Origin of the sequence: Bradyrhizobium sp. 35, assembly GCF_023073215.1 — a bacterium.
Lineage (GTDB): Bacteria > Pseudomonadota > Alphaproteobacteria > Rhizobiales > Xanthobacteraceae > Bradyrhizobium > Bradyrhizobium canariense_D.
In genome coordinates this window covers 235,889-259,600 of sequence record NZ_JADPJC010000144.1, presented here as the reverse complement: position 1 = coordinate 259,600, position 23,712 = coordinate 235,889, and the positions used below count along the sequence as shown (strand labels likewise).

25 protein-coding genes are annotated in these 23,712 nt (G+C 64.5%); 7 read left to right on the top strand and 18 right to left on the bottom strand.

The genetic code is table 11. From position 1 onward, the window contains the following. The first annotated feature begins 72 nt into the window (after positions 1–72). Positions 73–1,266 (top strand): ABC transporter substrate-binding protein, encoded by a 1,194-nt coding sequence (locus IVB36_RS29965; RefSeq protein WP_026233063.1) that lies wholly within the window; start codon positions 73–75, stop codon positions 1,264–1,266. Between the two features lie 161 nt (positions 1,267–1,427). Here the strand turns inward: IVB36_RS29965 and IVB36_RS29960 are convergent, their stop codons facing one another. The 4 genes from IVB36_RS29960 to IVB36_RS29945 are packed head-to-tail and all read right to left on the bottom strand — an operon-like array spanning position 1,428 to position 6,026. Then, a complete protein-coding gene (locus tag IVB36_RS29960; protein WP_018455974.1) occupies positions 1,428–1,814 on the bottom strand; it encodes an MAPEG family protein in 387 nt (128 codons plus the stop codon). Between the two features lie 27 nt (positions 1,815–1,841). Continuing rightward, positions 1,842–2,924 carry a lipocalin-like domain-containing protein gene (locus IVB36_RS29955; protein WP_247394042.1) on the bottom strand — a complete coding sequence of 361 codons (1,083 nt, stop codon included), beginning with the start codon at positions 2,922–2,924 and terminating at the stop codon, positions 1,842–1,844. Continuing rightward, on the bottom strand, positions 2,914–5,376 hold the full coding sequence (locus IVB36_RS29950; protein ID WP_018455976.1) for an ABC transporter permease: 2,463 nt from the start codon (positions 5,374–5,376) through the stop codon (positions 2,914–2,916). The genes IVB36_RS29955 and IVB36_RS29950 overlap by 11 nt, the downstream gene beginning before the upstream one ends. Next, complete coding sequence (locus IVB36_RS29945) at positions 5,373–6,026, bottom strand: ABC transporter ATP-binding protein (protein WP_018455977.1); 654 nt, start codon at positions 6,024–6,026, stop codon at positions 5,373–5,375. The genes IVB36_RS29950 and IVB36_RS29945 overlap by 4 nt, the downstream gene beginning before the upstream one ends. A gap of 145 nt (positions 6,027–6,171) precedes the next feature. Here IVB36_RS29945 and IVB36_RS29940 point away from each other — a divergent pair, with 145 nt between their 5' ends. Beyond that, on the top strand, positions 6,172–7,542 hold the full coding sequence (locus IVB36_RS29940) for an MFS transporter (protein ID WP_247295946.1): 1,371 nt from the start codon (positions 6,172–6,174) through the stop codon (positions 7,540–7,542). 187 nt (positions 7,543–7,729) lie between these two features. On the opposite strand, the gene IVB36_RS29935 is transcribed toward IVB36_RS29940, so the two are convergent. From IVB36_RS29935 to soxX, 10 genes are all read right to left on the bottom strand, one after another. Further along, positions 7,730–8,938: an MFS transporter gene (locus tag IVB36_RS29935; protein WP_018455979.1), complete on the bottom strand. Its 1,209-nt coding sequence runs from the start codon at positions 8,936–8,938 to the stop codon at positions 7,730–7,732. 131 nt (positions 8,939–9,069) lie between these two features. Then, complete coding sequence (locus IVB36_RS29930; RefSeq protein ID WP_018455980.1) at positions 9,070–9,243, bottom strand: hypothetical protein; 174 nt, start codon at positions 9,241–9,243, stop codon at positions 9,070–9,072. A 76-nt stretch (positions 9,244–9,319) separates the two neighbouring features. After that, the gene (locus tag IVB36_RS29925) at positions 9,320–10,357 is read right to left on the bottom strand and encodes an MBL fold metallo-hydrolase (RefSeq protein WP_018455981.1); all 1,038 of its coding nucleotides are present in this window, start codon (positions 10,355–10,357) and stop codon (positions 9,320–9,322) included. 270 nt (positions 10,358–10,627) lie between these two features. Then, entirely contained in the window at positions 10,628–11,086 is a 459-nt protein-coding gene (locus tag IVB36_RS29920) for a hypothetical protein (RefSeq protein ID WP_018455982.1), read from the bottom strand. After that, complete coding sequence (gene soxB / locus IVB36_RS29915; protein WP_247394040.1) at positions 11,083–12,834, bottom strand: thiosulfohydrolase SoxB; 1,752 nt, start codon at positions 12,832–12,834, stop codon at positions 11,083–11,085. The genes IVB36_RS29920 and soxB overlap by 4 nt, the downstream gene beginning before the upstream one ends. A 55-nt stretch (positions 12,835–12,889) precedes the next feature. Continuing rightward, positions 12,890–13,207: a hypothetical protein gene (locus IVB36_RS29910; RefSeq protein ID WP_018455984.1), complete on the bottom strand. Its 318-nt coding sequence runs from the start codon at positions 13,205–13,207 to the stop codon at positions 12,890–12,892. Then, a complete protein-coding gene (gene soxA / locus IVB36_RS29905; RefSeq protein WP_018455985.1) occupies positions 13,204–14,067 on the bottom strand; it encodes a sulfur oxidation c-type cytochrome SoxA in 864 nt (287 codons plus the stop codon). Before soxA ends, IVB36_RS29910 begins: the two co-directional genes overlap by 4 nt. After that, the gene (soxZ, locus tag IVB36_RS29900) at positions 14,067–14,378 is read right to left on the bottom strand and encodes a thiosulfate oxidation carrier complex protein SoxZ (protein ID WP_018455986.1); all 312 of its coding nucleotides are present in this window, start codon (positions 14,376–14,378) and stop codon (positions 14,067–14,069) included. Before soxZ ends, soxA begins: the two co-directional genes overlap by 1 nt. Positions 14,379–14,393: 15 nt before the next feature. Beyond that, positions 14,394–14,885 (bottom strand): thiosulfate oxidation carrier protein SoxY, encoded by a 492-nt coding sequence (gene soxY, locus IVB36_RS29895; protein WP_018455987.1) that lies wholly within the window; start codon positions 14,883–14,885, stop codon positions 14,394–14,396. Between the two features lie 38 nt (positions 14,886–14,923). Then, the gene (soxX, locus tag IVB36_RS29890) at positions 14,924–15,277 is read right to left on the bottom strand and encodes a sulfur oxidation c-type cytochrome SoxX (protein WP_018455988.1); all 354 of its coding nucleotides are present in this window, start codon (positions 15,275–15,277) and stop codon (positions 14,924–14,926) included. Between the two features lie 258 nt (positions 15,278–15,535). On the opposite strand from soxX, the gene IVB36_RS29885 reads away from it, so the two are divergent. Beyond that, positions 15,536–16,207 (top strand): DUF938 domain-containing protein, encoded by a 672-nt coding sequence (locus tag IVB36_RS29885; protein WP_018455989.1) that lies wholly within the window; start codon positions 15,536–15,538, stop codon positions 16,205–16,207. 116 nt (positions 16,208–16,323) lie between these two features. Here IVB36_RS29885 and IVB36_RS29880 read toward each other — a convergent pair whose 3' ends face one another. Continuing rightward, on the bottom strand, positions 16,324–18,390 hold the full coding sequence (locus tag IVB36_RS29880; RefSeq protein WP_247394038.1) for a prolyl oligopeptidase family serine peptidase: 2,067 nt from the start codon (positions 18,388–18,390) through the stop codon (positions 16,324–16,326). Positions 18,391–18,597: 207 nt separating this feature from the next. Between IVB36_RS29880 and IVB36_RS29875 the strand changes: the two genes are divergently transcribed. After that, complete coding sequence (locus IVB36_RS29875) at positions 18,598–19,845, top strand: MFS transporter (protein ID WP_018455991.1); 1,248 nt, start codon at positions 18,598–18,600, stop codon at positions 19,843–19,845. A 174-nt stretch (positions 19,846–20,019) separates the two neighbouring features. Then, a complete protein-coding gene (locus IVB36_RS29870) occupies positions 20,020–21,264 on the top strand; it encodes an MFS transporter (RefSeq protein ID WP_018455992.1) in 1,245 nt (414 codons plus the stop codon). Here IVB36_RS29870 and IVB36_RS29865 read toward each other — a convergent pair. Both IVB36_RS29865 and IVB36_RS29860 read right to left on the bottom strand, forming a co-directional pair. Further along, positions 21,256–21,693: a helix-turn-helix domain-containing protein gene (locus tag IVB36_RS29865; protein ID WP_026233065.1), complete on the bottom strand. Its 438-nt coding sequence runs from the start codon at positions 21,691–21,693 to the stop codon at positions 21,256–21,258. The two genes, IVB36_RS29870 and IVB36_RS29865, sit on opposite strands and share 9 nt — an antisense overlap. Positions 21,694–21,710: 17 nt before the next feature. Beyond that, on the bottom strand, positions 21,711–21,989 hold the full coding sequence (locus IVB36_RS29860) for a hypothetical protein (protein WP_247371729.1): 279 nt from the start codon (positions 21,987–21,989) through the stop codon (positions 21,711–21,713). Between IVB36_RS29860 and IVB36_RS29855 the strand changes: the two genes are divergently transcribed. Both IVB36_RS29855 and IVB36_RS29850 read left to right on the top strand, forming a co-directional pair. Continuing rightward, a complete protein-coding gene (locus tag IVB36_RS29855) occupies positions 21,891–22,646 on the top strand; it encodes a class I SAM-dependent methyltransferase (protein WP_247394154.1) in 756 nt (251 codons plus the stop codon). The two genes, IVB36_RS29860 and IVB36_RS29855, sit on opposite strands and share 99 nt — an antisense overlap. Then, entirely contained in the window at positions 22,639–23,151 is a 513-nt protein-coding gene (locus IVB36_RS29850) for a DUF2938 domain-containing protein (protein WP_018455995.1), read from the top strand. The genes IVB36_RS29855 and IVB36_RS29850 overlap by 8 nt, the downstream gene beginning before the upstream one ends. Here the strand turns inward: IVB36_RS29850 and IVB36_RS29845 are convergent. Beyond that, complete coding sequence (locus tag IVB36_RS29845) at positions 23,148–23,642, bottom strand: VOC family protein (protein WP_018455996.1); 495 nt, start codon at positions 23,640–23,642, stop codon at positions 23,148–23,150. The genes IVB36_RS29850 and IVB36_RS29845 overlap by 4 nt on opposite strands. Between the last annotated feature and the right edge of the window lie 70 nt (positions 23,643–23,712).

Sequence of the window (23,712 nt, the reverse complement as noted above, 5' to 3'; positions counted from 1 at the left end):
GGATGGGCACCGCCGGGGTTCTTCACTAGTATCCGCGCGATTTCAAAACAGAAAACTGCTGGGAGCTAACAGATGAAATCAGCACTTTTGGCCGCTGTCGCAATTTCGGCTTTGCTGCTGGCCGCGCCGGCCTCTGCGCAAGGCGTCAAGATCGGCATCCTCAACGACCAGTCCGGCGTCTACGCCGATTACGGCGGCAAATGGTCGGTCGAGGCCGCCCGGATGGCGATCGAGGATTTCGGCGGCGAGGTGCTGGGCCAGAAGGTGGAGCTCGTCACCGCCGACCACCAGAACAAGCCGGATCTCGCGACCTCGATCGCGCGCCGCTGGTACGATGTCGAGAACGTCGACATGATCACGGAGCTGACGACCTCATCGGTCGCGCTCGCGATCCACGAGCTTTCCAAGGAAAAGAAGAAGATCGACATCGTCGTCGGCGCTGCGACCTCGCGCCTCACCGGCGATGCCTGCCAGCCCTATGGCTTCCACTGGGCTTATGACACCCGCGCGCTCGGTGTCGGCACCGGCGGCTCGCTGACCAAGGCCGGCGGCGACAGCTGGTTCTTCCTCACCGCGGACTACGCCTTCGGCTACGCGCTGGAGAAGGACACCAGCGAGATCGTCACCGCCAATGGCGGCAAGGTGCTCGGTTCGGTGCGCGTGCCGCTCAACTCCTCGGACTTCTCCTCCTTCCTGCTCCAGGCGCAGAGCTCGAAGGCGAAGATCGTCGGCCTTGCCAATGCCGGCCTCGACACCACCAATTCGATCAAGCAGGCGTCCGAGTTCGGCATCGTCTCCGGTGGCCAGAAGCTCGCGGGCCTCTTGATGACGCTCGCCGAAGTGAACGGCCTCGGCTTGCAGGCCGCGCAAGGCCTGGTGCTGACCGAGGGCTATTACTGGGACATCAACGACCGCACGCGCCATCTCGGCGAACGCTTTCTCAAGCGCACCGGCCGGATGCCGAACATGATCCAGGCCGGCACCTATTCGGCGACGCTGAGCTATCTCAAGGCGGTCAAGGCCGCCGGGTCCAAGGATCCGGATGCGGTCGCCAAGAAGCTGAAGGAGCTGCCGGTCGACGACGACTTCGCGCAAGGCGGCAAGGTGCTCGAGAACGGCCGCATGGTCCACGACATGTATCTGTTCGAGGTCAAGAAGCCCGCGGAATCGAAGAAGCCCTGGGACTATTACAAGCAGCTCGCGGTCGTTCCCGGCGAGAAGGCGTTCTTCACTGCCAAGGAGAGCGGCTGCCCGCTGACGAAGTGAGGATCTCTATGTCGTCCTGGCGAAAGCCAGGACCCATTACCCCGACAGCCGCTTGTTGAAACAAGCTGTCGCCGCCATCGTGCCCATAACCGTGTCCTGTGGTTATGGGTCCAGGCCTCCGCCAGGACGACGGCGGGGCAAGTGGCCGTATGTCGGCTGCCTCACACCAGTCGCAGCACCGCCGCCCCCAGCGCCCCCGCCCACAGCGCAATGGCCGCGATACCCTGAATAAAAAATCCCGGGCCGCGTTTTGCGGCGGCCTTCGAATAGCCGATGAAGTAAACGATGCGGCCGACGATCCAGACCGCGCCGATCGCCGCTGCGCCGGAATCGCTGATGTAAATCGCGAAAAGCCAGAGCGACGGCAGGAAGATCGGCATCCATTCCAGCGTGTTCATCTGGATCCGGAACGCGCGCTCGAAATCCGGATGGCCCGACATTGCCGGCACCTTGACGCCGGTTTTGGTGCGCGAGCGCGACACGTTGATGGAGGTGAAGAAGTAGAACAGGATCGCCAGCAGCGTGACGAGGGCGGTGAGGTGATGCATCGCTAGTCCCTTCGAAGAGGTCCCGGTTCAATACCCGGTCAGCTCGAGATAGCCAACGCCGTCATGCGTACCGGCAAAGCTGATCGGCCCTTCCCAATAGGAAAAACCGGTCCCCATCCACGCCTGTGGATTGAGCGGCTTGCACTGGATCGAGAACGACCGCGAGGGGATCGCGATGTGCCATTCCACCGGGAGCTTGTGTCCCGCGACCTCAGCCGTCGCTTTCGGCATCATCTGGATGTCGTCGCCCGCGATCATCTGCGTCTCGCCCATCGCGCTGATCCAGTTGCCGAACGGATAATCTTTGCCGTCCTTCTGCCGGAGCCGGTACAGCATCAGCTTGTCACCGGATGACAGGTGCAGCGACAGCCAGTCCCAGCCGGTCTGGTCGGCATCGAGTGGCTGGCTGCTCCATTCGCGGTCCATCCAGGCCTGGCCGGAAACATCGACCGTCCTATCGTCGATGGTGAGCGTGCCGCGGGCGCGATAGAACGGCTGGCTGTAATAATAGGAGGCCTGACCGCGCTCCGATTTACGGCTGTAGCCGCCGGCGCCCTGCAACACCACCGGACGATCGGCCTCGAGCGTCAGCACGTAACTGAAGTCGGCGCCCGAGGCCTTCAGCGTCAGCGGCGCTAAAGCGCGATCTTCGGTGCGCTCGGATCCGTTCATCTCCCAATCGTCGATCCAGGCCGAGAACGGTTTCGCCGTGACTCCGGCCTGTCCCACACCACCGCGGGAAAACAGCTCGTTGAAGCGGTGGGTGTCGGCGCGCGTTACCGCGGCATGCGCCATCCACACCTGTTGATTGGCCCAGCCTTCGCCCTGCGGCCCCGGCTGCGTCGCCTGTCGGAACAGCGTCCATTGCAGGCTGCAAGCCGCGCCGCTGGCATCGACGAGGTTCGCCGTGAGATACCACCATTCGATGCGAAACTCCGGATGCGGCCCGTGATCGTCCGGAAAGGCGAACGTCTTCCCCGGCGTGACCTTGGCAAAGCCGTCGGCTGTCTCGCCGAGCCCGGCATAGCCTTGCGCGCCTGCGCGGCGGACTGCCGCGAGCGCGGCGATGCCGCCGGCGAAGGTGCGCCGCGAAATCCCATCAGCGCTCATTGGCAAACACCTTGACGAGGCTCGCCGGCTGCATCCGGGCAAGTCGGATCATCGGCGGCAGGGTGGCAAGCAACGAGGCGAACAGCGCGACTGCCACCAGCTCGACCAGTTGCAACGGAAATACATGGAACGGCAGCCGCCAGCCGAACGCTTTCACATTGACGATCGCGATCAGGCACCACGCCACCAGCAGCCCGAGCGGCACCGCCAGCAGAGACGTGAACAGCGCGACCGACAGCGTCTTGGTCAATTCGATCGCGGCAAGGCGTGGCCGCGTGATACCGATCGCCCAGAGCGGCGCAAGCTGCGGCAGGCGCGAGTTCGCCAGTGTGAGAAGGCTGGTCAGAAGCGCGATCCCGGCGACGCCGAGGGTGAAGGCGTTCAGCGCCGAGGTCACCGCAAAGGTCCGGTTGAAGATGCGGATCGATTCCGCCTTCACCGTCGCCTGGTCGGCGACGCTGCGGTCGTCCAGCGCAAACTGCTTCTGCAGCGCCGCGATCAGACCGGGGATATTCTCCTTCGCGACGATGAGACCGATGCGCGTCTGCGGCGTCTGCGGAAAATGCCGGATCAGCGCCGCGACATTCACCGCCAGCTGTCCCTTGGGGTTGCCGTAGTCGGCATAGATGCCGACGATGTCGAGCTCCCAGGTCCCGCCCGGCGCCGGGACGTCAACGACGTCACCGACGCGGACGTTGAGGCGGCGGCTCAGCTGCTCGCTGATGAAAGCGGCATTGCCGGGTATGAGTTGTGTCCAGGCACCGGGTGCGGCTTCGAGCAGCGGCCAGCGCTCGCGATAGAGCGCGTGATCGGGCAGGCCGAGCAGTTCCACCGGCTGGCCCTGCACCTGCGCCTCGGCACGTCCGCCCGACAGGATCGCCTGGACATCGCTGCGCTCCTTCAGCCAGTTGCGGATCGCGACGCCTTTCGCATTGTCGGAGGCGCTGATGTAGACGTCGGCTGCGAGCCGCCCGTTGAGCCAGCCGATGAAGGTGCGGCTGAACGTTTCCACCATGGTGGACACCCCGACATTGACGGCGAGCGCGAGCAGCAGCGCCATCAGCGCCAGCGACAATCCCGAGAGCTGCTGCCGGCTGTCCGCCCAGAACCACAGCGCGAGCGGTTTTCGCGCGAAACGCTGCCCGGTTTGCAGGATGATGTCGAGGAAGGCCGGCAAGATCAACGCCGCGCCGAGCATCAGCGCTGCCAGCACGCCAAAGCCCGCGATCAGCGATTGCCCGTACTGGAGCAGCAACAGCGCGACGGCGAACACGGCGCAGGCAGCCCCGCTCTGCAGGATCAGCCAACGGCTCTGCCTCTGTTGCCAGGCGCGCGGCTGCGCGGTCGCCAGCACCGGCATCCTGACAGCCTTGATCAGGCTGGTCGCCGCGGCAACAAGCGCGCCCACAATGCTGATGCCGATCCCGGCGAGCCACCATTCGGGACGCAAGCTGAGCTGCCCCGGGATTTGCGCGCCGTAGAGCCCTCGCAGGGATGCTGCGACGTCGGGCAAGAGCGCGGCTGCAATGAAATAGCCGCAGGCGAGCCCGATCAGGCCTGCGACCAGCGACAGCGCCACGAGCTCGACCACCAGCACGGTGTTGACCAGTCGTGCCGAGGCACCGCAGGCCCGCAGCGTGCGCAGCATCGGCAGCCGCTGCTCGAAGGCGAGGCCGACGGCTGAATTGACGATGAAAAGACCGACGAAGAACGACAGCAGGCCGAACGCGGTGAGGTTGAGGTGAAAGCTGTCGGTGAGACGCTCCAGCTCGGTCTCCGCATCCGGCTCAACCCGCTGTAAGCGGTCGCCGACGACGCTCGCTAAGGGCGCGGGCTTGCCCTTGGGCTTGCCGATCAGAAGCCGCGAGATCTGGTCCGGCTTGTTCAGCAGCCGCTGCGCCACGCCGATATCGACCACGAGCACGTCGGGCACGAGCTGCGGCAGCACGCGCAGCGGCGGCAGTATTGCGCCGTTGCTGATCGGCGGCGCTGCGCCTTCCCGCTCCTGCAAGTCGGTCAACGTTTCCTTTGCCACCAGCGTCTGGCCCGGCGGCGCCACGAAGCTGCTCAGATCGGCGGCGCCGAGGCGCGGTGCGTTGCCGACATCGACCGGTAGCGTCACCGGCTCGATGCCGAGCAGCCGGACCGAGCGCCCGTTGACCTGGACCCGTCCCTCCAGCATCGGCGAGACCGGCCAGCCGGCGCGGCGCAGCTTGACGAACAGCTCCTGCGGAAAAGTCGCGGCATCAGGCGCGACCAGCATCGGCGTGCGCGCGCCGCCGAAGGTTGCCGCGGCGCGGTCATAGGCGCTGCGGGCCTGCTGGTTGATCGCCTGCACGCCGCTCCACAGCGCAGTCGCCGCGATCAGCCCGATCAGGAGCGTCGCGAACTGCATCTTGTGGCGCCGCCAATGGCTGAGCAGCACGGCGAGGACCCAGAGCGCGCGCCTCATGCGATCCGCCCGGCATGCAGGTTGACGTGGCGATCGAGTGCGGCGGCCAGATGCAGGCTGTGCGTCACCATCAGAAAGCCGCAGCCGGTGCGCGTGACGAGGTCGCGCGTCAAGGCCAGCACGTCCTCGGCGGTGGCCTCGTCGAGATTGCCGGTCGGCTCGTCCGCCAGCAGCAACGACGGCTTCGTCGCCAGGGCCCGGCCAATCGCGACCCGTTGCTGCTGTCCGCCCGACAATTGTTCTGGATAACGCTTGAGCAGGCCGCCAAGCCCGAGACGCTCGATCAGCTCCTTGTACCAAGCCTCGTCGTACCGGCCGGCGATCCGTGCCTGAAACACCAGATTATCCCCGACCGACAGACTCGGGATCAGATTGTATTGTTGAAACACCAGGCCGATCCGGTCGCGCCGCAGGCCCGCGCGTCCCGCATCGGACAATTTGGTGACCTCCGTGTCTTCCAGTCGGATCGTGCCGCCATCGGCGGCATCGAGCCCTGCGATCAGGTGCAGCAGTGTGCTCTTGCCGCTGCCGGACTCGCCGGTCAGTGCGACGCGTTCGCCGGCCTTGAGATCGAGATCGACGCCGCGCAGGACATGGACCGGCTCACCGGCCGAAGAGAACGTCTTGGAGAGGTTTCGGATGCTCAGCACGATGAATGGCGCCGGACGGAATTAGCGGAATTGCTGCGTAGCACACTTGCTGCGGAAATGCCGGGTTGCGTTGGTATTGAAGCCGTTGTTAGCTCCTAAGAGGACCACATCAAAAAAGTGCCAAAAAGGGACGACGGGGAGAACGATGAGCGCTCAGGCAACGCAGCCCGCGGCGGGCAAGATGACGGGGATGTCCAAGGAAACGTCGAAGGAAACGCAAAAGCAAACGCAAAAGCAAACGCCAAAGGGCGCCTGGACCGTTACATTTCTCCTGTTTCTTTTCATGCTGGTGAACTTCGCCGACAAGATCGTCGTCGGTCTCGCGGGCGTTCCGATCATGACCGAGCTGAAGCTCGAGCCCGAGCAGTTCGGTTTGCTCGGCTCGTCGTTCTTCTTCCTGTTCTCGATCTCGGCGATCGTGGTGGGCTTCATCGTCAACAAGGTACCGACCCGCTGGGTGCTGTTGACGCTCGCGGTGATCTGGGCGCTGACGCAGTTTCCGATGGTCGGCACCGTCTCTTTCACCACACTCCTGATCTGCCGCATCGTGCTCGGCGCCGGCGAAGGCCCGGCGGCCTCGGTGGCGATGCACGCAGTCTACAAATGGTTCCCCGACGAGAAGCGCACGATGCCGACCGCAATCCTGTCGCAAGGTTCGGCCTTTGGCGTGATCCTGGCGGTCCCGGCGCTGAACTGGATCATCGTCAATCATTCCTGGCACTATGCGTTCGGTGCGCTTGGAATCGTCGGCCTGATCTGGGTCGCCGCCTGGCTCGCACTCGGCAAGGAAGGCCCGCTGGACACCCACGCATCGGCCGTGATCGAACCGAAAATACCCTATCTCCAGCTTCTGACATCGCGCACTTTCATCGGCTGTGTGACCGCGACCTTCGGCGCCTATTGGGCGCTGTCGCTCGGGCTCACCTGGTTCACGCCCTTCATCGTCAAGGGCCTCGGCTTCTCGCAGTCTCAGGCGGGCTTCGTCTCGATCCTGCCCTGGGTGTTCGGGGCGACCATCGTCATTCTCACGGGCTGGATCTCGCAGGTGATGCTGGCACGCGGCTACACGTCGCGGATCTCCCGCGGCGTGCTCGGCTCTGTGCCGCTGATCGTCGGCGGCCTGATCCTCGCGATGATGCCGCACGTCCAAGGTGCCGGCCTCCAGATCGCCCTGCTCGTGGTCGGCTCCGGCCTGTGCGGCGCGATCTACGTCGTCTGCCCGCCCATGCTCGGCGAGTTCACGCCGACGTCGCAGCGCGGCGCGGTTCTCGCGATCTACGGTGCGCTCTATACGCTTTCCGGCATCATCGCGCCGCTCGTGATGGGCAGCGTAATCCAGCGCGCCGGCAGCATGCTCGACGGCTACATGACCGGCTTCACCATCAACGCCGCGATCATGGTCGGCTCCGGTGCGCTCGGGCTGCTCCTGCTCTGGCCCAACACGGAAAAGGCCAGGCTGACCGGTGGAGCTGCTCCGCAGGCAGCGCCGCTGAATAGCGCGGTGTCGCCGACGTAAGGGGCCACTTCAGCCAACCCAATCACAACTGTCATCCCGGCGAAGGCCGGGATCCATAACCACGATTTTTAGTTTGGCGAAGACTTGGAGTTGGCAGCTTTGCGCCACAACTCCGATTCGTGGTTATGGACCCCCGGCCCCTATGCGCAATTGCGCACTAGGCCGGGACGACAATTGAGTTTGTTGCTCAAGCCGCGATTTGCCGCTTCCGCTCCGTGAACGGCGACAGCACCACCGTCGCGACCATGAAGATCACGGATGCGCCGAACACCCAATGCGGCGCGCTCTGGTCCATAATCCAGCCGAACAACAGCGGGCTGACGATGCCGCCGAGATTGAAGCCGGTGGAGACGATGCCGAAGGCGCGCCCCGCCGCGCCGGGAGGTGCTGCATTGCGCACCAGCATGTCGCGCGAAGGCGCGATCACGCCGGAGAGGAATCCCGCGGCCGCCATCGTGGCGGTCAGCGCCCAGCCCGGCAGCGTGACCAGCGCGATCAGCAGCACGATCGCCGCGTTCGCGGCGAAGCAGGCGGCGGCGACATAGCCGTGGCGCTCGGTGTGGTCGGCAAGAAAGCCGCCCGCGAGCACGCCGGCGGCGCTTGCACCGAGGAAGGCGGTGAGCGCGACATTGGCCGCGGAATAGGTCACGCCATAGCCACTCATCAGCGCCACCACGCCGAAATTGTTGATGCCGGCGACCGACAGGCTGAGCAGCATGAACAGTGCCGTCAGCGTGATCAGCGCCGGCGTGATCACGGCCTGTTTGGGTGCGTTCTCGGTGCCTGGCTTGGTCTTGTGCGCGCCGGCATCGGGAATGTTCATGGTCACCAGCAACACCGCGACCAGAACGCCGATCACGCCCGATGCGATCAGCGCACCGACACCGCCTGACACGATGACCATCGCGGCGACGATCGCCGGCGCCACCGCGCCGCCGAAATAGCCGGCAAAGGTATGGATCGAGAAGGCGCGGCCCATCCGCGCTTCGTCCATGTGCTCGGCGAGGATGGCGTAATCGGCGGGATGGTAGACGCTGTTGGCGAGCCCGAGCAGCACGGCGCAGGCGATCAGCGAGGTGTAGCTGAGATGCAGGCCAAGCAGGATCAGCGCGAGGCCGCCGAGGGTGAGGCCGCCCAGCAAAATCTTTCGCGCGCCAAAATGGTCGACGAGATAGCCGGTCGGCGCCTGCGTCAGCCCCGACACCACGGCCGACACGGTCAGCGCGAAGCCGAGCTCGACGTAGCCGACGCCGAGTTGATTTTTGAGGAAGGGAAACAGCATCGGCAGGACCAGCAGATGAAAATGGCTGACCCAATGCGCGATCGAAATTCCCGTCAGCGTGCGTAGCGCGCTGTCCGCCTTGCCTTGCTGCGGTGCGGCGAGAACGTCGACCATTGCAGTTCCGTTTCACGTCCTTTGGAGACGCGCAAACTATCGGGCAGAGCGGTTATTTGTCCATGAACGCAGGCGCATGGCAGTAGCGCGGGGCAGGACGACAGTTGAGAGCGTGGCAAGAGACGAGCCCCTCAAAACGGCTCGTCGTCCGGCCCGTAGCGGTCGCGCTTTGGTGTCGCGATGTCGCCGTCTTCGTAATCATCGTCTTCGGTGTCGCGCGGAGGCTGAGGCTTCTTCGCCTTGTCTTTTGCTGGCGCGTCGTCCGCAATTTTGGGCGGCGCGCTCGGCTTGCCGATCTTGGCCATGGCTGGTCCCGGACAGTGATGCTGCGCCCAAACCTATCCGGAAGATATGTGCAGTTCCTGACTTATCTCAAGGCGGTCAGTGCACCACCGGCCCGCCGGCCTTCTTCCAGGCATCGATGCCGCCGGCGATGTGGGCGGTGTTGGTGAGCCCGGCCTCCTTGGCGGCGGCGACAGCCATCGCAGAGCGTTCGCCGAAGGCGCAGAAGAACACGACGCGGCGACCGGTGGCGGCCGCGACCTCGCGCAGCATGCCGCCGGGCTTGAGGCTGTCCTCAACGGACGGATAGGGTGTATGCAGCGCGCCTTCGAGCATGCCGTGCTTCATCCGCTCATTGGTCTCGCGCAAATCGACCAGCAGGATATCGGGACGGCCGAGGCTGCGGATCGCCTCGACGGCGCGGAGCACGCGGCCCTCTTTCTCCAGCTCCTCCTGGTGCAGGCCGACATGCATGTTGGCGGGCACCGCGACGTCCATCATCTTCGGATTGGGCAGCTTCAGATTGGCCATCAGCTCGATATAGTCGTCGACCGAGCGCACCTGGAGCCGCGGATTGTAGCGTTTCTCCTCGCCGATGGTGGAGACGGTGTCGCCCTTGTAGTCATGCGCCGGGAACACCATGGTCTCGTCGGGCAGCTTGAGCAGGCGGTTGAAGATCGAATCGTACTGCGCGCGCGACGAACCGTTCTGGAAATCGGTGCGGCCGGTGCCGCGGATCAGCAGCGTGTCGCCGGTGAAGACGCGGTCGCCCATCAAGTAGGAGTAGGAGTCGTCGGTGTGGCCGGGCGTGTACATCACGTCGAGCGACAGGCCCTCGATCGTCACCTTGTCGCCGTCGGCAACCCGCATCGCCACCACGTCGGCCTTGGTCTGGTCGCCCATCACGGTCATGCAATGGGTGCGGTCGCGCAGCTCGCCGAGGCCGGTGACGTGGTCGGCGTGCAGATGGGTGTCCACGGCCTTGACCAGCTTGAGATCGAGCTCGCGCAGGAGCTGGCAGTAGCGGTCGACCTTCTCCAGCACGGGATCGAGGATCAGCGCCTCGCCGCCGGCGCGGCTCGCCAGGAGATAGCTGTAGGTGCCCGAAACACTGTCGAAGAGCTGGCGGAAGATCATGGCAAGACCCGGCGTGAACTACCCCGAGATTCTATTACATTTCGGGCTTACAAGAGAAGCAATTCACTGTGTAAGCAAGAAAATTTGGAAGATTTTTATTCCTGTGACGGGCGGGTGGGCGTCACCTAGCCACGGCTGCCATTCCCGCGAAGGCGGGGAATCCAGTACGCCGCGCCCTCCCGTACCCCTCGCGGTCTCGGAGTACTGGATCGCCCGCCTTCGCCGGCGATGACACCGAGTATGCCGCGACGCTTCGCCCCGACAAAAGGCTCAGGGCCTCACCACCGTGTATCCGTTCTCGCTGAGGAACAGGATCTGCCCGACCCCGACCTGCACCGGCGTAGCGGCAGGGATGAACTCCGGCCGCTTGCCGGTCTCCCGCTCGATCGTGTCGACAGTGTTGAGGCAGATGTCGAAGCGTACGCCTTGCGCGATCAGGCTCTCGACCTGCTTGCGGCGCTCGCTGCCGGTGAACAGGAGGTCGATGCCGGGACCGAACGCCACCACCTCGATTGCGACCTTGTCGGGGTCGTAGGCCTTCAGCAAATTGTTGGCGACGCTGAGCACCAGAGCTTGCTTCCTGGCATCGCCATCGGAGAGCTGCAGCACGATCTTGTGCTCGGCGAACGGCTTGTCCTGGAGCGGCACCTGCTGCGCGAAAGCCGGTGGCATCGCCGCCCAGGCGAACAGCGCCAGCAGCATCGCGGATAGGGTTTGCGACCGCATCATCCCTGTCCTGCGATGCCCGGATTACCCTCGACGCCCTTTAGCGTGACGCCGGAGCCGAGCCGCTCCTGAAACATCCGGCCCGAGCGCAGATATTTTGCCACCACATCCCACACCGGCGCGCCTTGCTGGCCGTTGACCGAGGCCCAGCCCGCGACCTTGTAGCGGTGGCTGGCACTGAGCGCCTTGCCGCCATTGAGCTTCAGCTCCGAGATCCGGCTGCCGATCGTCGCCGTCGGCGTGCAGGTGTAGCTGAGCCCACCGGCGCGCACCATGTCGCCGCCCTGCTGGTAATAGGGATCGGAATTGAAGAGGTTGTCGCAGACGTCTTCCAGCACGTCCTTGATCTCCGCGCCGGTCATCTCCTGCACATAGGTCTCGGGATAGCTGATCGCGGTTTCCGCGAGCAAATCCTCCATCGTCAGTGCCTGGCCGGACAGTCCGGTGACGCCCCAGCGGAAGCCCGGCGACAGCGCGATCTCGGCGTCGAACTCGGTGCGCAGCGCGCTGCAGATCAGCTCGTCGACCGGGCCGGCGAAATTGTCGCGTCGATACAGCAGGCGATCGGGCGTCGCGATCTTCTCCAACCAGTCGGTGACGAAGGGTGCCCGCAACCGGCCGATCAGTTCGGCCATCCCGGGATCGGGTTTCAACAGCTCGGAATAGACCGGCAGCAGATGATATTTGACGTCGCCGACCTTGCCCTTGTCGAGCGCGAGATCGAGCACGGCCAGAAATTTTCCGTTGGAGCCGGCATTGGTGACGAGCGTCGTGCCGCTCGCATTCTTCACGGCGATGGGCTGCGGGATCGCATCATGGGTATGGCCGCCGAGGATGACGTCGATACCGGTGACGCGGCTTGCGAGCTTGAGATCGACGTCCATGCCGTTATGCGACAGCAGGATGACCGCATCGACCTTGTCGGTGCCGCGCAGGCCGTCGACATGCTTCTGGAGCTCTTCCTCGCGGATGCCGAAGGACCAGTCCGGCGTGAACCGTTTGGGATGCGCGATCGGCACGTAAGGGAAGGCTTGGCCGACGATCGCGACGCGATGGCCGCCGAGCTCCTTGATCACGGAGGGCTTGAACACGCGTCCCGTCGCCTTGTCGAAGGCCGGGGCATCATTGAATGCGGCTTCCTCGGTGAGAAAAACGTTCTGCGCCAGAAACTCGCCCCTGAAGCGCGCGAGATTGTCGCGCAGCGCCTGCTCGCCATAGGTGAATTCCCAATGCCCGGTCATCGCCTCGACACCGAGCAGGTTTGCGGCCTCGACCATGTCGCGGCCCTGCATGATGTTGGCAAGTCCCGAGCCTTGCCAGAGGTCGCCGCCGTCAACGAGCACGGAGCGTTTTTCGCCGACATCGCCACGCAAGCGGTCGATCAGCGTCTTCAGATGGGCGAAGCCGCCGAGCTTGCCGAAGCGGCCTGCGGACTTCTCGAACTCGAAGCAGCTGAAGGCATAGGCATCCGCGCTGTCGGGCCTGATGCCGAAACGGTCGAGAAAGGCGCGGCCGACCAGATGCGGCGGCCGTCCCGCCATCTCGCCGATCCCGATATTGACGCTGGGCTCGCGAAAATAGACTGGATTGAGTTGCGCATGCGTGTCGGTGAGGTGAAGGATGCGCGCATTGCCGAACCGTTCGAGGTCGTAAATGCTCGCAGCCTCAGCACCGAGCGCAAGCCGCGGCAGGCTCAGCGATGCGGCAGCAAGGCCTGCATTCTTCAGGAAATCGCGGCGGCGGATCGCCATCCAGAAATTCTCCGCGCCCTCTCACGGTCGCAAGGCTGTTGCACAAGCGAACAGTCTAACGGATTTCCATCGCCTTCCAGGCTTCTTTTTCGGAAATCGCCTGGAAGATCGACGCCTTCGCCAGCGCCTCGGCCTCCCTGGCTGCGGCCACGGCGCGGTCGAAATCGCCGCCATCGGCCGCCTTCTTTGCGGCGGCCAGCGTCGAGACGGTCACGGTCCATTGGTTGCGCATGCCGGCGGCCTCCTTGGAGGCGGCCTCGGCGGCGGCAAAGGCCGCCTTGTAGTCTGCCTCATCTGCCGCGCGCGCCGCCGGCGCGAGCCCGAGGGTAAGCAGCAAGGCAAGCAGCCGGACGAAAGGGAGTGACAGCTTCATGGCCGCGCTCCCGGTCCCGATATCGGCAGGCCGTTGGCGACGTAGGACAGGAAATATTCGACGTCGCGATATTCATCCGCCTGCGGCTCCAGCGGAACCGCGCGGGTCTGGCTGTTGCAGGTGACGAAGCGGCGGCTGGTGGTGCCCATGCCGCTCCATTCGGAGCGGTAGATCGGCATCGCGTTCAGAATGCCAAGCGCCGGCGCCAGGATCTCGGCGCGGATGCGCTCACCCGGGCTCTGCACATGGCAGCTCGCGCAGGAGAAATTCAATTGGCCGCGGCGGGTGTAGAAATAGCGCTTGCCGTTCTCGAATGCCGCGAGCGCGCGAGGATCGTCGGGGATCTTGATGTCCATCGGCTTGCCGCGCGAGGTGAAGGCCATGTACGCCGTGAGCGAGGCCATCTCGTCCTTGACGTAAGAATAGGGCGCCTCGCCATTGGCCTCGCGGCAGCGGTTGAGCGCCAGCTCCAGCGTGACGACCTTGCCTTCCTTCTCGTCGAAATAAGGATAGTTCTGGCGGATGCCGATGCCGCCGTTCGGGAAGCAGTCCGCATAGGTCTTGCCGTTCTTGAACGGGGTGGCGAACATCTCCTTGCCGGCGTCGAGCGCAAACTCGTAGGGCGGGAATTCCTCCTTCTCCTGCCACTGCCGCTTCATGTCCTCGTTCATGGAATAAGGACCGTTGACGAAATCCTCGTGCTTCACATCAGGGAATTTCTGGAAGAAGAAGTTCTGGAACGCCTTGGCATCGGCGATGGGATCGACCTTGTCGGCCGCCACCACGCGTGGAGAGGTGAGGGCCAACGCGACGAGCGCGGCGCTCAACGAACCAAGCAGGATGGTGGTGCGGGCCTTCATCACGAGATCTTCGCAGTGGTCGTGTCCGACGCACCCTTGTTATCGGTCCAGGAGACCTTGAGATCGTCGCCCTTCTTGGCTCCCTTGAAGCTGAACTTGACGTAGGGGTCCTTCGAGACCGCGGTGCCCCAATCGGCAACGAAGACGTCCTTGCCGTTACATTCGAATTTCAGCTGCTGGATGTAATGCGCCGGGATCAGTTCGCCTTTGGCGTCCTTGACGAAGCCGGTATCCATCGGGTGCTGGATCAGCGCCTGCACCTCGGTGATGTCGCCGTTGGTGGTGGCGCGGACGCGAATGCTGGATGCCATCTCGATCTTCCTCGCTTAGCCGCCGCAGCCGCCGACGGTGACCTTGACCTCTTTGGTCGCGCTGTAGAGCTTGCCGTCGGCCTCCACGATCGCGACCACGTTGGTGGTCTTGGCCATCTTCAGCCGGTTGGCGACAGCAGGGATCGTGCCTTCGGGAATCCTGTAGCTGGCGGCCAGCGCGCTGGGATTCTCGGCCACGAAGAATGAAATCGAGGTGACCTTGTCGAGTGTCGTCGTCACCGAGATCGGCACCACACCGCCGTTCTCGGCGATCTCGGGGGCGTCCAGCTTGACCTTGTCGGACGGCTCGGCGGTTTTGCCGTAGAGCGCCTTGATGGCGTCAGCCTCGCTCTTTTGCTTGAACGCCTCTTCCGGATATTTGTCGTTGGCCGCGGCGCGCGCGGGCGCGGCGCCGAACGGCAGATTGCCGAGGCCGAGCAACGCGACCGAGGCTGCGCCCTGAAGGATCAGGCGCCGCGTCGCGCTTGGGCCGGTGAGTGTGGTCATCTCTGGTCTCCCAACCAAATCTCGTGGCATGCCTGAAGTCACAGGGTCTGCAGGAAATCAACGATCGCGCTGATCTCCTGTTCGGTCAAAATCCGGTTCCGGCCGAACGGCGGCATCATGGTCTGCGGATTGCGCTTGGTCTCGTCGAAGATGATCGCGGTCAGTTCGTTGCGATCGGGGTACTTGGCCTTGAGGTCCTTCAGTTCCGGCCCGATCGTTCCCGGCAGGTCGCCACCCCTGATGACATGGCAGGTCAGGCAATTGCCCTTGCCGCGGTCGAAAGCGAGTTTCTGGCCGTCGGCCACAGCGGACTGCGCCCACGCCGGGGTGGCGAGGCCGGCTGCAATGGCCAGCAAGATGAACAGAACGGGCGTCCGGGAAAAGGCGGTCAAGGCGTTATTCCGAGGCGTTATGCGATGGTCTCGATTACGAAATAGAAGCGTTCCAAAGCACAAAGGGCGCCGCCTGACAATCAAGACTATCCACGCGACAAAATGGAGTTAATATCTTCCCGATTGCAACTAAAGAGATTATTTGTTCAGCCGGCTTGGTCCGAGAGTTAGGGACCGTGGCGCGGGCCGGCTGTTTCCTGAGCGTTTGGGCGCTCAACCTGTTTTCATCGCGTTCTCGTTTTTTCAAGGGGACCTCACTTGGCTGAATATGTCGTCGAATTCGGCAGGGATGGCGGTCGGGTCGAGTCGGATGGGCGGCTCGATGCGCCGGCATTTCATCGCAATCACGAGCCGCTCTGGGCGGCACTGGAACGGCATCTCGCCGGCTGCACCGGCAACGTGGTCGAGCTCGGCAGCGGAACCGGCCAGCACGTGGTCTACTTCGCCCGTCACACGCCCGGCCTGATCTGGTGGCCCAGCGATCTCAACCAGCGCCACCTCAAGAGCATCGAGGCCTGGCGCGTTCATTCAGGTCTCAAAAACATCCGCTCGCCGCTGCGGATCGATCTCACCGATCCGGACTGGTGCCCGGAGATGAAAAGCGGGCAGGGGCCGTCGAGTCTTGCCGCATTGTTCTGCGCCAATGTCATCCACATCGCGCCATGGAGCGTCGCCGAGGGTCTGTTCGCCGGCGCCGGCCGCTATTTGCGGGCCGACGGCAAGCTGTTCCTCTACGGCCCGTTCAAGCGCGGCGGCAAGCACATCGCGCTCAGCAATGCGGTGTTCGACACCTCCCTGCGTGAAGGCAATCCCGACTGGGGCGTGCGTGACATCGCCGATGTCGAGGCGCTTGCCCGCGGCGTTGGTCTTCGCCTTGTCGATACGATGGACATGCCCGCGAACAATCTGACCTTGGTATTCGCGCGATAGGAGGTCGTCATGCCCGGGCTTGTCCCGGGCATCCACGTTCTTCGTGCACCAGCTAAGGCGTGGATGGCCCGGTCAAGCCCGGCCATGACCGTGCGGAGATGTCAGCGCCGCAAACGCTAGCCCTCGTCCTTCCACCCGATCTTGTCCTTTAAGAACCGAAAGCCAATCACCTCGAACCCGGCGCGCTCCTTGTTGTCCTTGCCGTAGCCGTGGCCACCGGCTTCAGGCTCGTAGAACCAGGCCTCGTAGCCCATGGCCTGGAGCTTTGCCGCCATCTTGCGCGCATGCCCGGGATGGACACGGTCGTCGCGTCGCGTGGTGGCGATCAGGATCGGCGGATACGGCTGGCCGGCCTTGACGTTGTGATAGGCGGAGTAGGACTTGAGCCAGTCCCACTCCTCGGGCTTGTCGGGATCGCCATATTCCGCGATCCAGCTCGCGCCGGCGAGCAGCTTCGTGTAGCGGCGCATATCGATCAGCGGGATGGTGCAGAACAGCGCGCCGAAACGTTCGGGGTATCGCACCAGCATGTTGGTGATGAGGATGCCGCCGTTCGATCCGCCCTGCGCGGCGATGCGCTTTGCCGTCGTCACACCGCGGCGGACGAGATCGGCGGCAACGGCGGCGAAATCGTCGTGCGACAGTTTCTTGCCGGCGAGCCGGCCGGCATCGTGCCAGCGCGTGCCGAATTCGCCGCCGCCGCGCAAATTCGCCTGCACCGTGGTGCCGCCACGCTCCAGCCACAGCTTGCCGAGCGACGGGTTGTAATACGGCTTCACCGAATGGGCGAAGCCGCCATAGGCGCTCATATAGACCGGTGCATCGCCGGTCTCGCCGGCGGGGCCGGTCTGTACATAGGGGATGCGTTCGCCGTCGGTCGAGATCGCTTCGTGCTGGGTCACCACGAGGCCGTCGGCGTTGAATGTTTTCGGCGCCTGCTTCAACACGGTCGGGCTCGCGACGCCGCGCTCGATCAGCAGCAACGACGGCGGCGTCAGCGGATCCTGCACATTGGCAAGCAGGTCGCCATTGCTCTCGGAGGGATGGCGATCCAGCGGCCAGATGTCGACGACGCCGATCTGCGGCAGGCCGCCGAGCGACGCGCGGCTCCAGCCTGTGGCCGACGGCGTGCAGATCTCGAATTGCGGCTGGAGCTCGTCGAGGATCGACAGCACCAGCTTGCCTCCGGTCCAGAACAGGCCTTGCAGGGCGCGGCGAGGTTCCGGCTCGAACAGCACCGCGAAATCGCGGCTGCCGGCGAGGAACGCCGAGAGCGACATGCCGAGCACGGTGTCGGCGGCATAGGTCTTGCCCTCGATCGACCAGGCTTCGCGCAGCTTCATCGCGAACCAGTCGCCATGCGCCTGCAACCAGATGCCGGTCGGCAGATCGAGCTTCGTCGTCGCACCGTCTGCGTCGCGCAGCCAGAGCGCATGATTGAAGAAGTCGATCTGGTCGACGATCCAGCTGCGCGGGGCCGCAGCGGTGTCGTCGACGATGCCGGAGATCGCCATATGATCGGCCGTGGTCTCGATGATCACCTGCGCCTGATCGACAGGCTGGCCGCGCCGCCACAGTCGAACCGTCCGGGAATATCCCGAGCTCGTCGCCATGCCTTCGCCATGGGCGCTCGACAGCAGCAGCGTGTCGGCATCGAGCCAATCGGCGCCGCCCTTGGCTTCCGACAGCGCAAATCCGTCCGCAACGAAACTCTTGGTGTCGAGGTCGAATTCCCGCAAGGTGACGGCATCGCTGCCACCGCGCGACAGCCCCAAAATGGCGCGCGCGCTTCCCGGCTGCGTGGTGATGCCGCTCAGCAGCCAGTCCTCGCCTTCGCGTGCCGCGAGCTGGTCGACATCCAGCATGATTTCCCACGTCGGATGCGGTTTGCGAAACTCCGCGAGGGAAGTCTTCCGCCACAGGCCGCGCGGGTTGGTGGCGTCCTTCCAGAGATTGTGCAGTTTGGTGCCGCGGCGGCTGACATAGGGAATGTTGTCGGGACGATCGTAGATCGCCGCGAGGATGTCGCGATCGCGCGCGAAGGCCGCTCCGCCGAACGCGTCGAGTGTCAGGCTGTTCTGCCGCGTGACGAAATCGAGCGCCTGCTTGCCTTCGATCTCCTCCAGCCAGAGCCAGGGATCGTCGTCAGGAGCGCTGAGCGTAGGCCTGTCGTCGACGGACATGAACGAAACTCCGGAAGGTCGCGGCGGATAGGATTTGATCGAGCGCAAGCCGTCAAGTGCGCGGCCCATTATCATCGGCCCGATTGCGTCAGAGACATGGCCTGCGCCCGTTTGCGCCGGTTGCCCGCCCTCCCGCGTCCCGCCATAGTGCCGGGAATCAAGCGAGCCCTTGAAAGCACTTAAAAGCCCGTTGGGGCGGAAATGCCGATGCTGGATGTGACTGCAGCCAATGAGGTCGCCGCCGACGCCCGCGTGCGCGCCAATGTGGTGCGCCTTGCTGCCGCGCAGGCGCTGACCGGCGCCAATTCGGCGGTGATCTTCGCCACCGGCTCCATCGTCGGTGCGACGCTTGCACCCGACATGTCGCTCGCGACGGTACCGCTGTCGATGTACGTGCTGGGGCTTGCGGCCGGCACGCTGCCGACCGGCGCGATATCGAGTCGCTTCGGCCGCCGCTGGGCCTTCATCATCGGCACGGGCCTGGGTACGCTCACCGGCCTGCTCGGCTGCTTCGCGATCCTGCACGCTTCGTTTCCGTTGTTCTGTCTGGCGACTTTTCTTGGCGGCCTCTACGGCGCGGTGGCGCAGTCCTATCGCTTCGCTGCCGCCGACGGCGCCAGCGCGGCGTACCGACCCAAGGCGGTGTCCTGGGTAATGGCGGGCGGCGTGTTCGCCGGCGTGCTCGGTCCGCAGCTCGTGCAATGGACCATGGATGTCTGGCAGCCTTATCTCTTCGCCTTCAGCTTCTTGGTCCAGGCGGCTGTCGCGCTCATCGCGATGGGCATCGTCGCCGGGGTCGACATGCCGAAACCGGCGCCGGCCGATCTTCATGGCGGGCGGCCGCTGCTCGAGATCGTGACCCAGCCACGCTTCATCGCAGCGGCGCTGTGCGGCGTCATCTCCTACCCCATGATGAACCTGGTGATGACCTCGGCGCCGCTTGCCATGAAGCTGTGCGGCTTGAGCGTTTCAGATTCCAATTTCGGCATTCAATGGCACATCGTCGCCATGTACGGGCCGAGCTTCTTCACGGGCGCGCTGATCGCCCGCTTCGGCGCGCGCAAGATCGTTGCCGCCGGCCTGCTGCTGGAGGCCGGCGCGGCCGGCATCGGCCTGTCCGGCATCACCGCGATGCATTTCTGGGCCACGCTGATCGTGCTCGGTGTCGGCTGGAACTTCTCCTTCATCGGCGCCTCGGCGCTGGTGCTGGAGACGCACCGGCCGCAGGAGCGCAACAAGGTGCAGGCCTTCAACGATTTCCTGGTGTTCGGCATGATGGCGATCGGCTCGTTCTCGTCCGGCCAACTGCTCGCCAGTTACGGCTGGTCCGCGGTGAACATGGTGGTGTTTCCGCCGGTGCTGCTCGGTCTCGCCGTGCTCTCGCTGGCGTCCTGGACCCGTCGCCGCAAAGCGCGGCTCGACGCGGCCATGGGCGAGTTCCCGGATGCGATCTGAGATGGCGGGAGGCTGTCAGCAGCGTTGATAGTTCGATCCAGGTCGAAGTGATTTTCTGGTGAAGGTTACTAGATGTCGTCATGGCCGGGCTTGTCCCGGCCATCCACGTCTTGAGCGCGCGGATCGAAGAACGTGGATGCCCGGAACAAGTCCGGGCATGACGGAGTAAGCGGCATGCTCGATAACCCTCGACACGACGGATCCGTCGACGAATCCTCTCTCCGCTACGAAGGCTGGCGCATCGTTGCGGTCTGCTTCCTGCTCGCGACCTTCGGCTGGGGGCTCGGCTTCTACGGCCAGAGCGTCTATGTCGCCGAGCTCCAGCGTGCGCACGGCTGGTCGGCCTCGCTGATCTCGTCGGCCACGACGTTCTTCTATCTGTTCGGCGCGCTGCTCGTCGTCTTCGTCGGCGAAGCCGTCAACAAGTACGGCCCGCGCCTCGGCCTGATCGCAGGGACGCTGGCGATGTCGGCCGCGGCGGTCGCGATCGGCGCGGTGCGCGAACCGTGGCAGCTTTATCTCGCGAACGCCGTGCTCGCCTTCGGCTGGGCCGGCACGAGCCTGGCCATGATCACCAACACGATCAGCCTGTGGTTCGACCAGAAGCGCGGCATGGCGATCAGCCTCGCGCTGAACGGCGCAAGCTTCGGCGGCATCGTCGGCGTGCCGCTGCTGGTGAGCTTGATCGGCCATGTCGGCTTCGCCAGCGCTATGTTTATCGTCGCCGGCGCCATGCTGGTACTGCTCGTGCCGGTGATCCTGATTGTCGTCGGCCGCCCGCCCGATCTCCATGGCCGGCGCGCCGCGACGAAAACGAAGCCGCAATCGTCGGCGCAGATTCGTAGCCAGGCGTTGCGCGATGTCGGCTTCCTCACCGTGACCATTGCCTTTGCTTTGGTGCTGTTCGCGCAGGTCGGCTTCATCGTCCACCTGATCTCGTTCCTCGATCCCGTGATCGGGCGCGAGCGCGCGGCCGTCGCGGTTGCGGTGCTGACCGCGATGGCGGTGATCGGCCGGGTGCTGTTCTCGCTGGTGATCGACCGACTCAACCAGCGGCTCGCCTCGGCGCTGTCGTTTCTGAGCCAGGCCGTGGCGCTTCTCGTCGTCATCAATTTGCACAATGATTACGTGCTGATCGCCGCCTGCGCGTTATTCGGCTTCTCGGTCGGCAATCTCATCACGCTGCCGTCGCTGATCGTGCAGCAGGAATTCGATTCCGCCTCGTTCGGCGTGCTGATCAGCCTCAACACTGCGATCAACCAGGTGACCTATGCGTTCGGCCCCGGCGTGGTCGGTTTTCTGCGCGATTTCTCCGGTGGCTATGAGCTGCCGTTCTATCTGTGTATTGCGCTGGAGCTGGTGGCCGCGGCGTTGATCATGGTGCGGGGGCACACAAGGCGATCGACCGCTTCAGTCTGATCGCGGCGCGCGCGGTGCCCGCTTGGGCGACCTCGCCTTTCCCAATGCCGCGACCCGCATGAGGCGGCGAAAATGCAGGCATTCCATGTGACTTGGCGCCGGACAGGCCGCGGCATGGCGCAGGCCGTCGCGCATCGCGATAAGCTTGCGGATCGTTCGGTCCAACTCGTCGGCTTTGGCGGCAAGCTTCCGCCGGTCGATACGCGGCCTTCCGTCGGGTGCGAACATCCGGGCAACTTCATCGAGCGAGAAGCCCGCCGCGCGCCCCAGCGCGATCAGCGCCAGGCGATCCAGGATCTCCAGATCGAACAGCCGGCGCAGGCCGCGCCTGCCGATCGGGGCAATCAACCGCTTTTCCTCATAGAATCGCAGCGTCGACGCCGGAACACCGGAGCGCCGTGCGACTTCGGCGATATCGATCGTCATCACGCCTCTTGACCTCAAGTTCACTTGAACTGGCAGTATGCCGCGTCCAACGCCGCCAAGGCAAGACGAAAGGGGAAACCATCATGGACGCTATGCAGAAGGCGATTGAGCAGATGAGGCTTTGGAATGGTCCCGCCGGACGCGCCTGGGTCGAGACCCAGGACATCCTGGATGAGATGTTCAAGCAATTCGAGAGGCCGCTGTGCGAGGCCGTTCCTGCCGGCTCCAATCGTCGCGTTCTGGACGTCGGCTGCGGCACTGGTGGTCTGACCGTTGCGGTCGCTCGAAAGCTCGGGCAAGGCAGCCGTGTGGTCGGCATCGACATCTCCGCGCCGATGATCGGGGCGGCGCTGGCCCGCGCCGAGCGCGAAGGCACCTCGGCCAGCTTTATCTGCGCCGATGCGCAGCACCATAAATTCGACCCGGCGAGCTTCGATACGATCATTTCACGTCTCGGCGTGATGTTCTTCGAAGACCTCGTTGCGGCCTTCGCAAATCTGAGGCGCGCTGCCGCCGAAGGCGCCGGGCTCGCCGTCGTTGCATGGCGGGGCGCAGCGGAGAATCCGTTCATGACGGCGGCCGAACGAGCCGCCGCGCCCCTTCTGCCGAATATGCCTGCCCGTCCATCCGGCGGTCCGGGGCAGTTCGCCTTCGCTGACAAAGATCGGGTCAGGACCATCCTGCTGGAGAGCGGCTGGACCGAGATCGACATCCGGCCGGTGGATATTCCATGCCGCTTTCCTGCCAGCGAACTCGCTCGCTATGTCGGTTGGCTGGGACCCGTCGGAACGATCCTGCAGGACGCCGACAGGGGATTGCGCGAAAGGGTCGTGGATGCGGTGCGGCCCGCCTTCGCCCCCTACGTGGAGGCAGATGCGATCCGTTTTACCGCCGCATGCTGGATGATCCAGGCGCGGGCTTCAACCGACGCGGCAGGCGAGGTCTCGAATGGGTGAAATGATTGAATTTCTGGTCGGCGCCGCCTTGATCGGATCCGGTGCAACGGCCGTGATCGATGGTTGGGCAGTTCTCCGCGCGCATGTTCTTGGAATCCCATCGCTAGACTATGGACTCCTAGGTCGCTGGCTCATCCTGCTCGCGCGCGGACAGTATCGGCATCTTAAGATCGCGGCACCCGATCCGGCTCCACGCGAGCGCCTGATTGGGTGGGCCGCGCACTACCTGATCGGCATTGCGTTCGCGGCCGTCTTGCTGGCGATCTGGGGGCTCGATTGGCTGCATTCCCCGCGTGTCGGCCCCGCATTGATCGTCGGAATCGGCAGCGTGGCGGCACCTTTCCTGATCATGCAGCCGGGCATGGGCCTCGGCATTGCAGCCCATCACGCGCCACGTCCCAACGTGGCGCGTCTCAACACGCTACTCACGCATGCCGTGTTCGGCGTCGGGCTCTATGTGGCCGGATGGGTCCTGAGGCTCGTGCAGTGGCGAGGTGCGGACTAGGCCTCCCGCTGCTTCAGCAGCTCCTCCACATCCAGCCGCTTCGTGAACATCGAAAGCTTGCCGTCCGGCCCGAATGGCCATTGCTCCCGCGGCTTGTCCCAATACAGCTCCACACCGTTCTGGTCCGGATCGCGCAAATACAGCGCCTCGCTGACGCCGTGGTCGCTGGCGCCGTCGAGCGCAATGCCGGCCGAGAGCACGCGGTGCAACGCATCCGCCAGCGCCGGCCGCGTCGGATAGAGGATCGCGGTGTGATAGAGCCCGGTCGCATCAGGCGGCGGCGGCGAGCCGCCCTTGCTCTCCCAGGTGTTGAGCCCGATGTGGTGGTGATAGCCGCCGGCCGAGATGAAGGCCGCGCCCGAGCCCATGCGCTGCATCAGCTCGAAACCGAGCACGCCGCAATAGAAGCCCAGCGCGCGATCGAGATCGGCGACTTTGAGATGGACGTGGCCGATCCTGGTGCCGGCGGCGACGGCTTGGTTTTGCGACATGCGGCTGCTCCGTTGATGAACTCCACATAAGTCCGGCCTCGGGACAGTGCTACCGGCCGATCCCGAAACC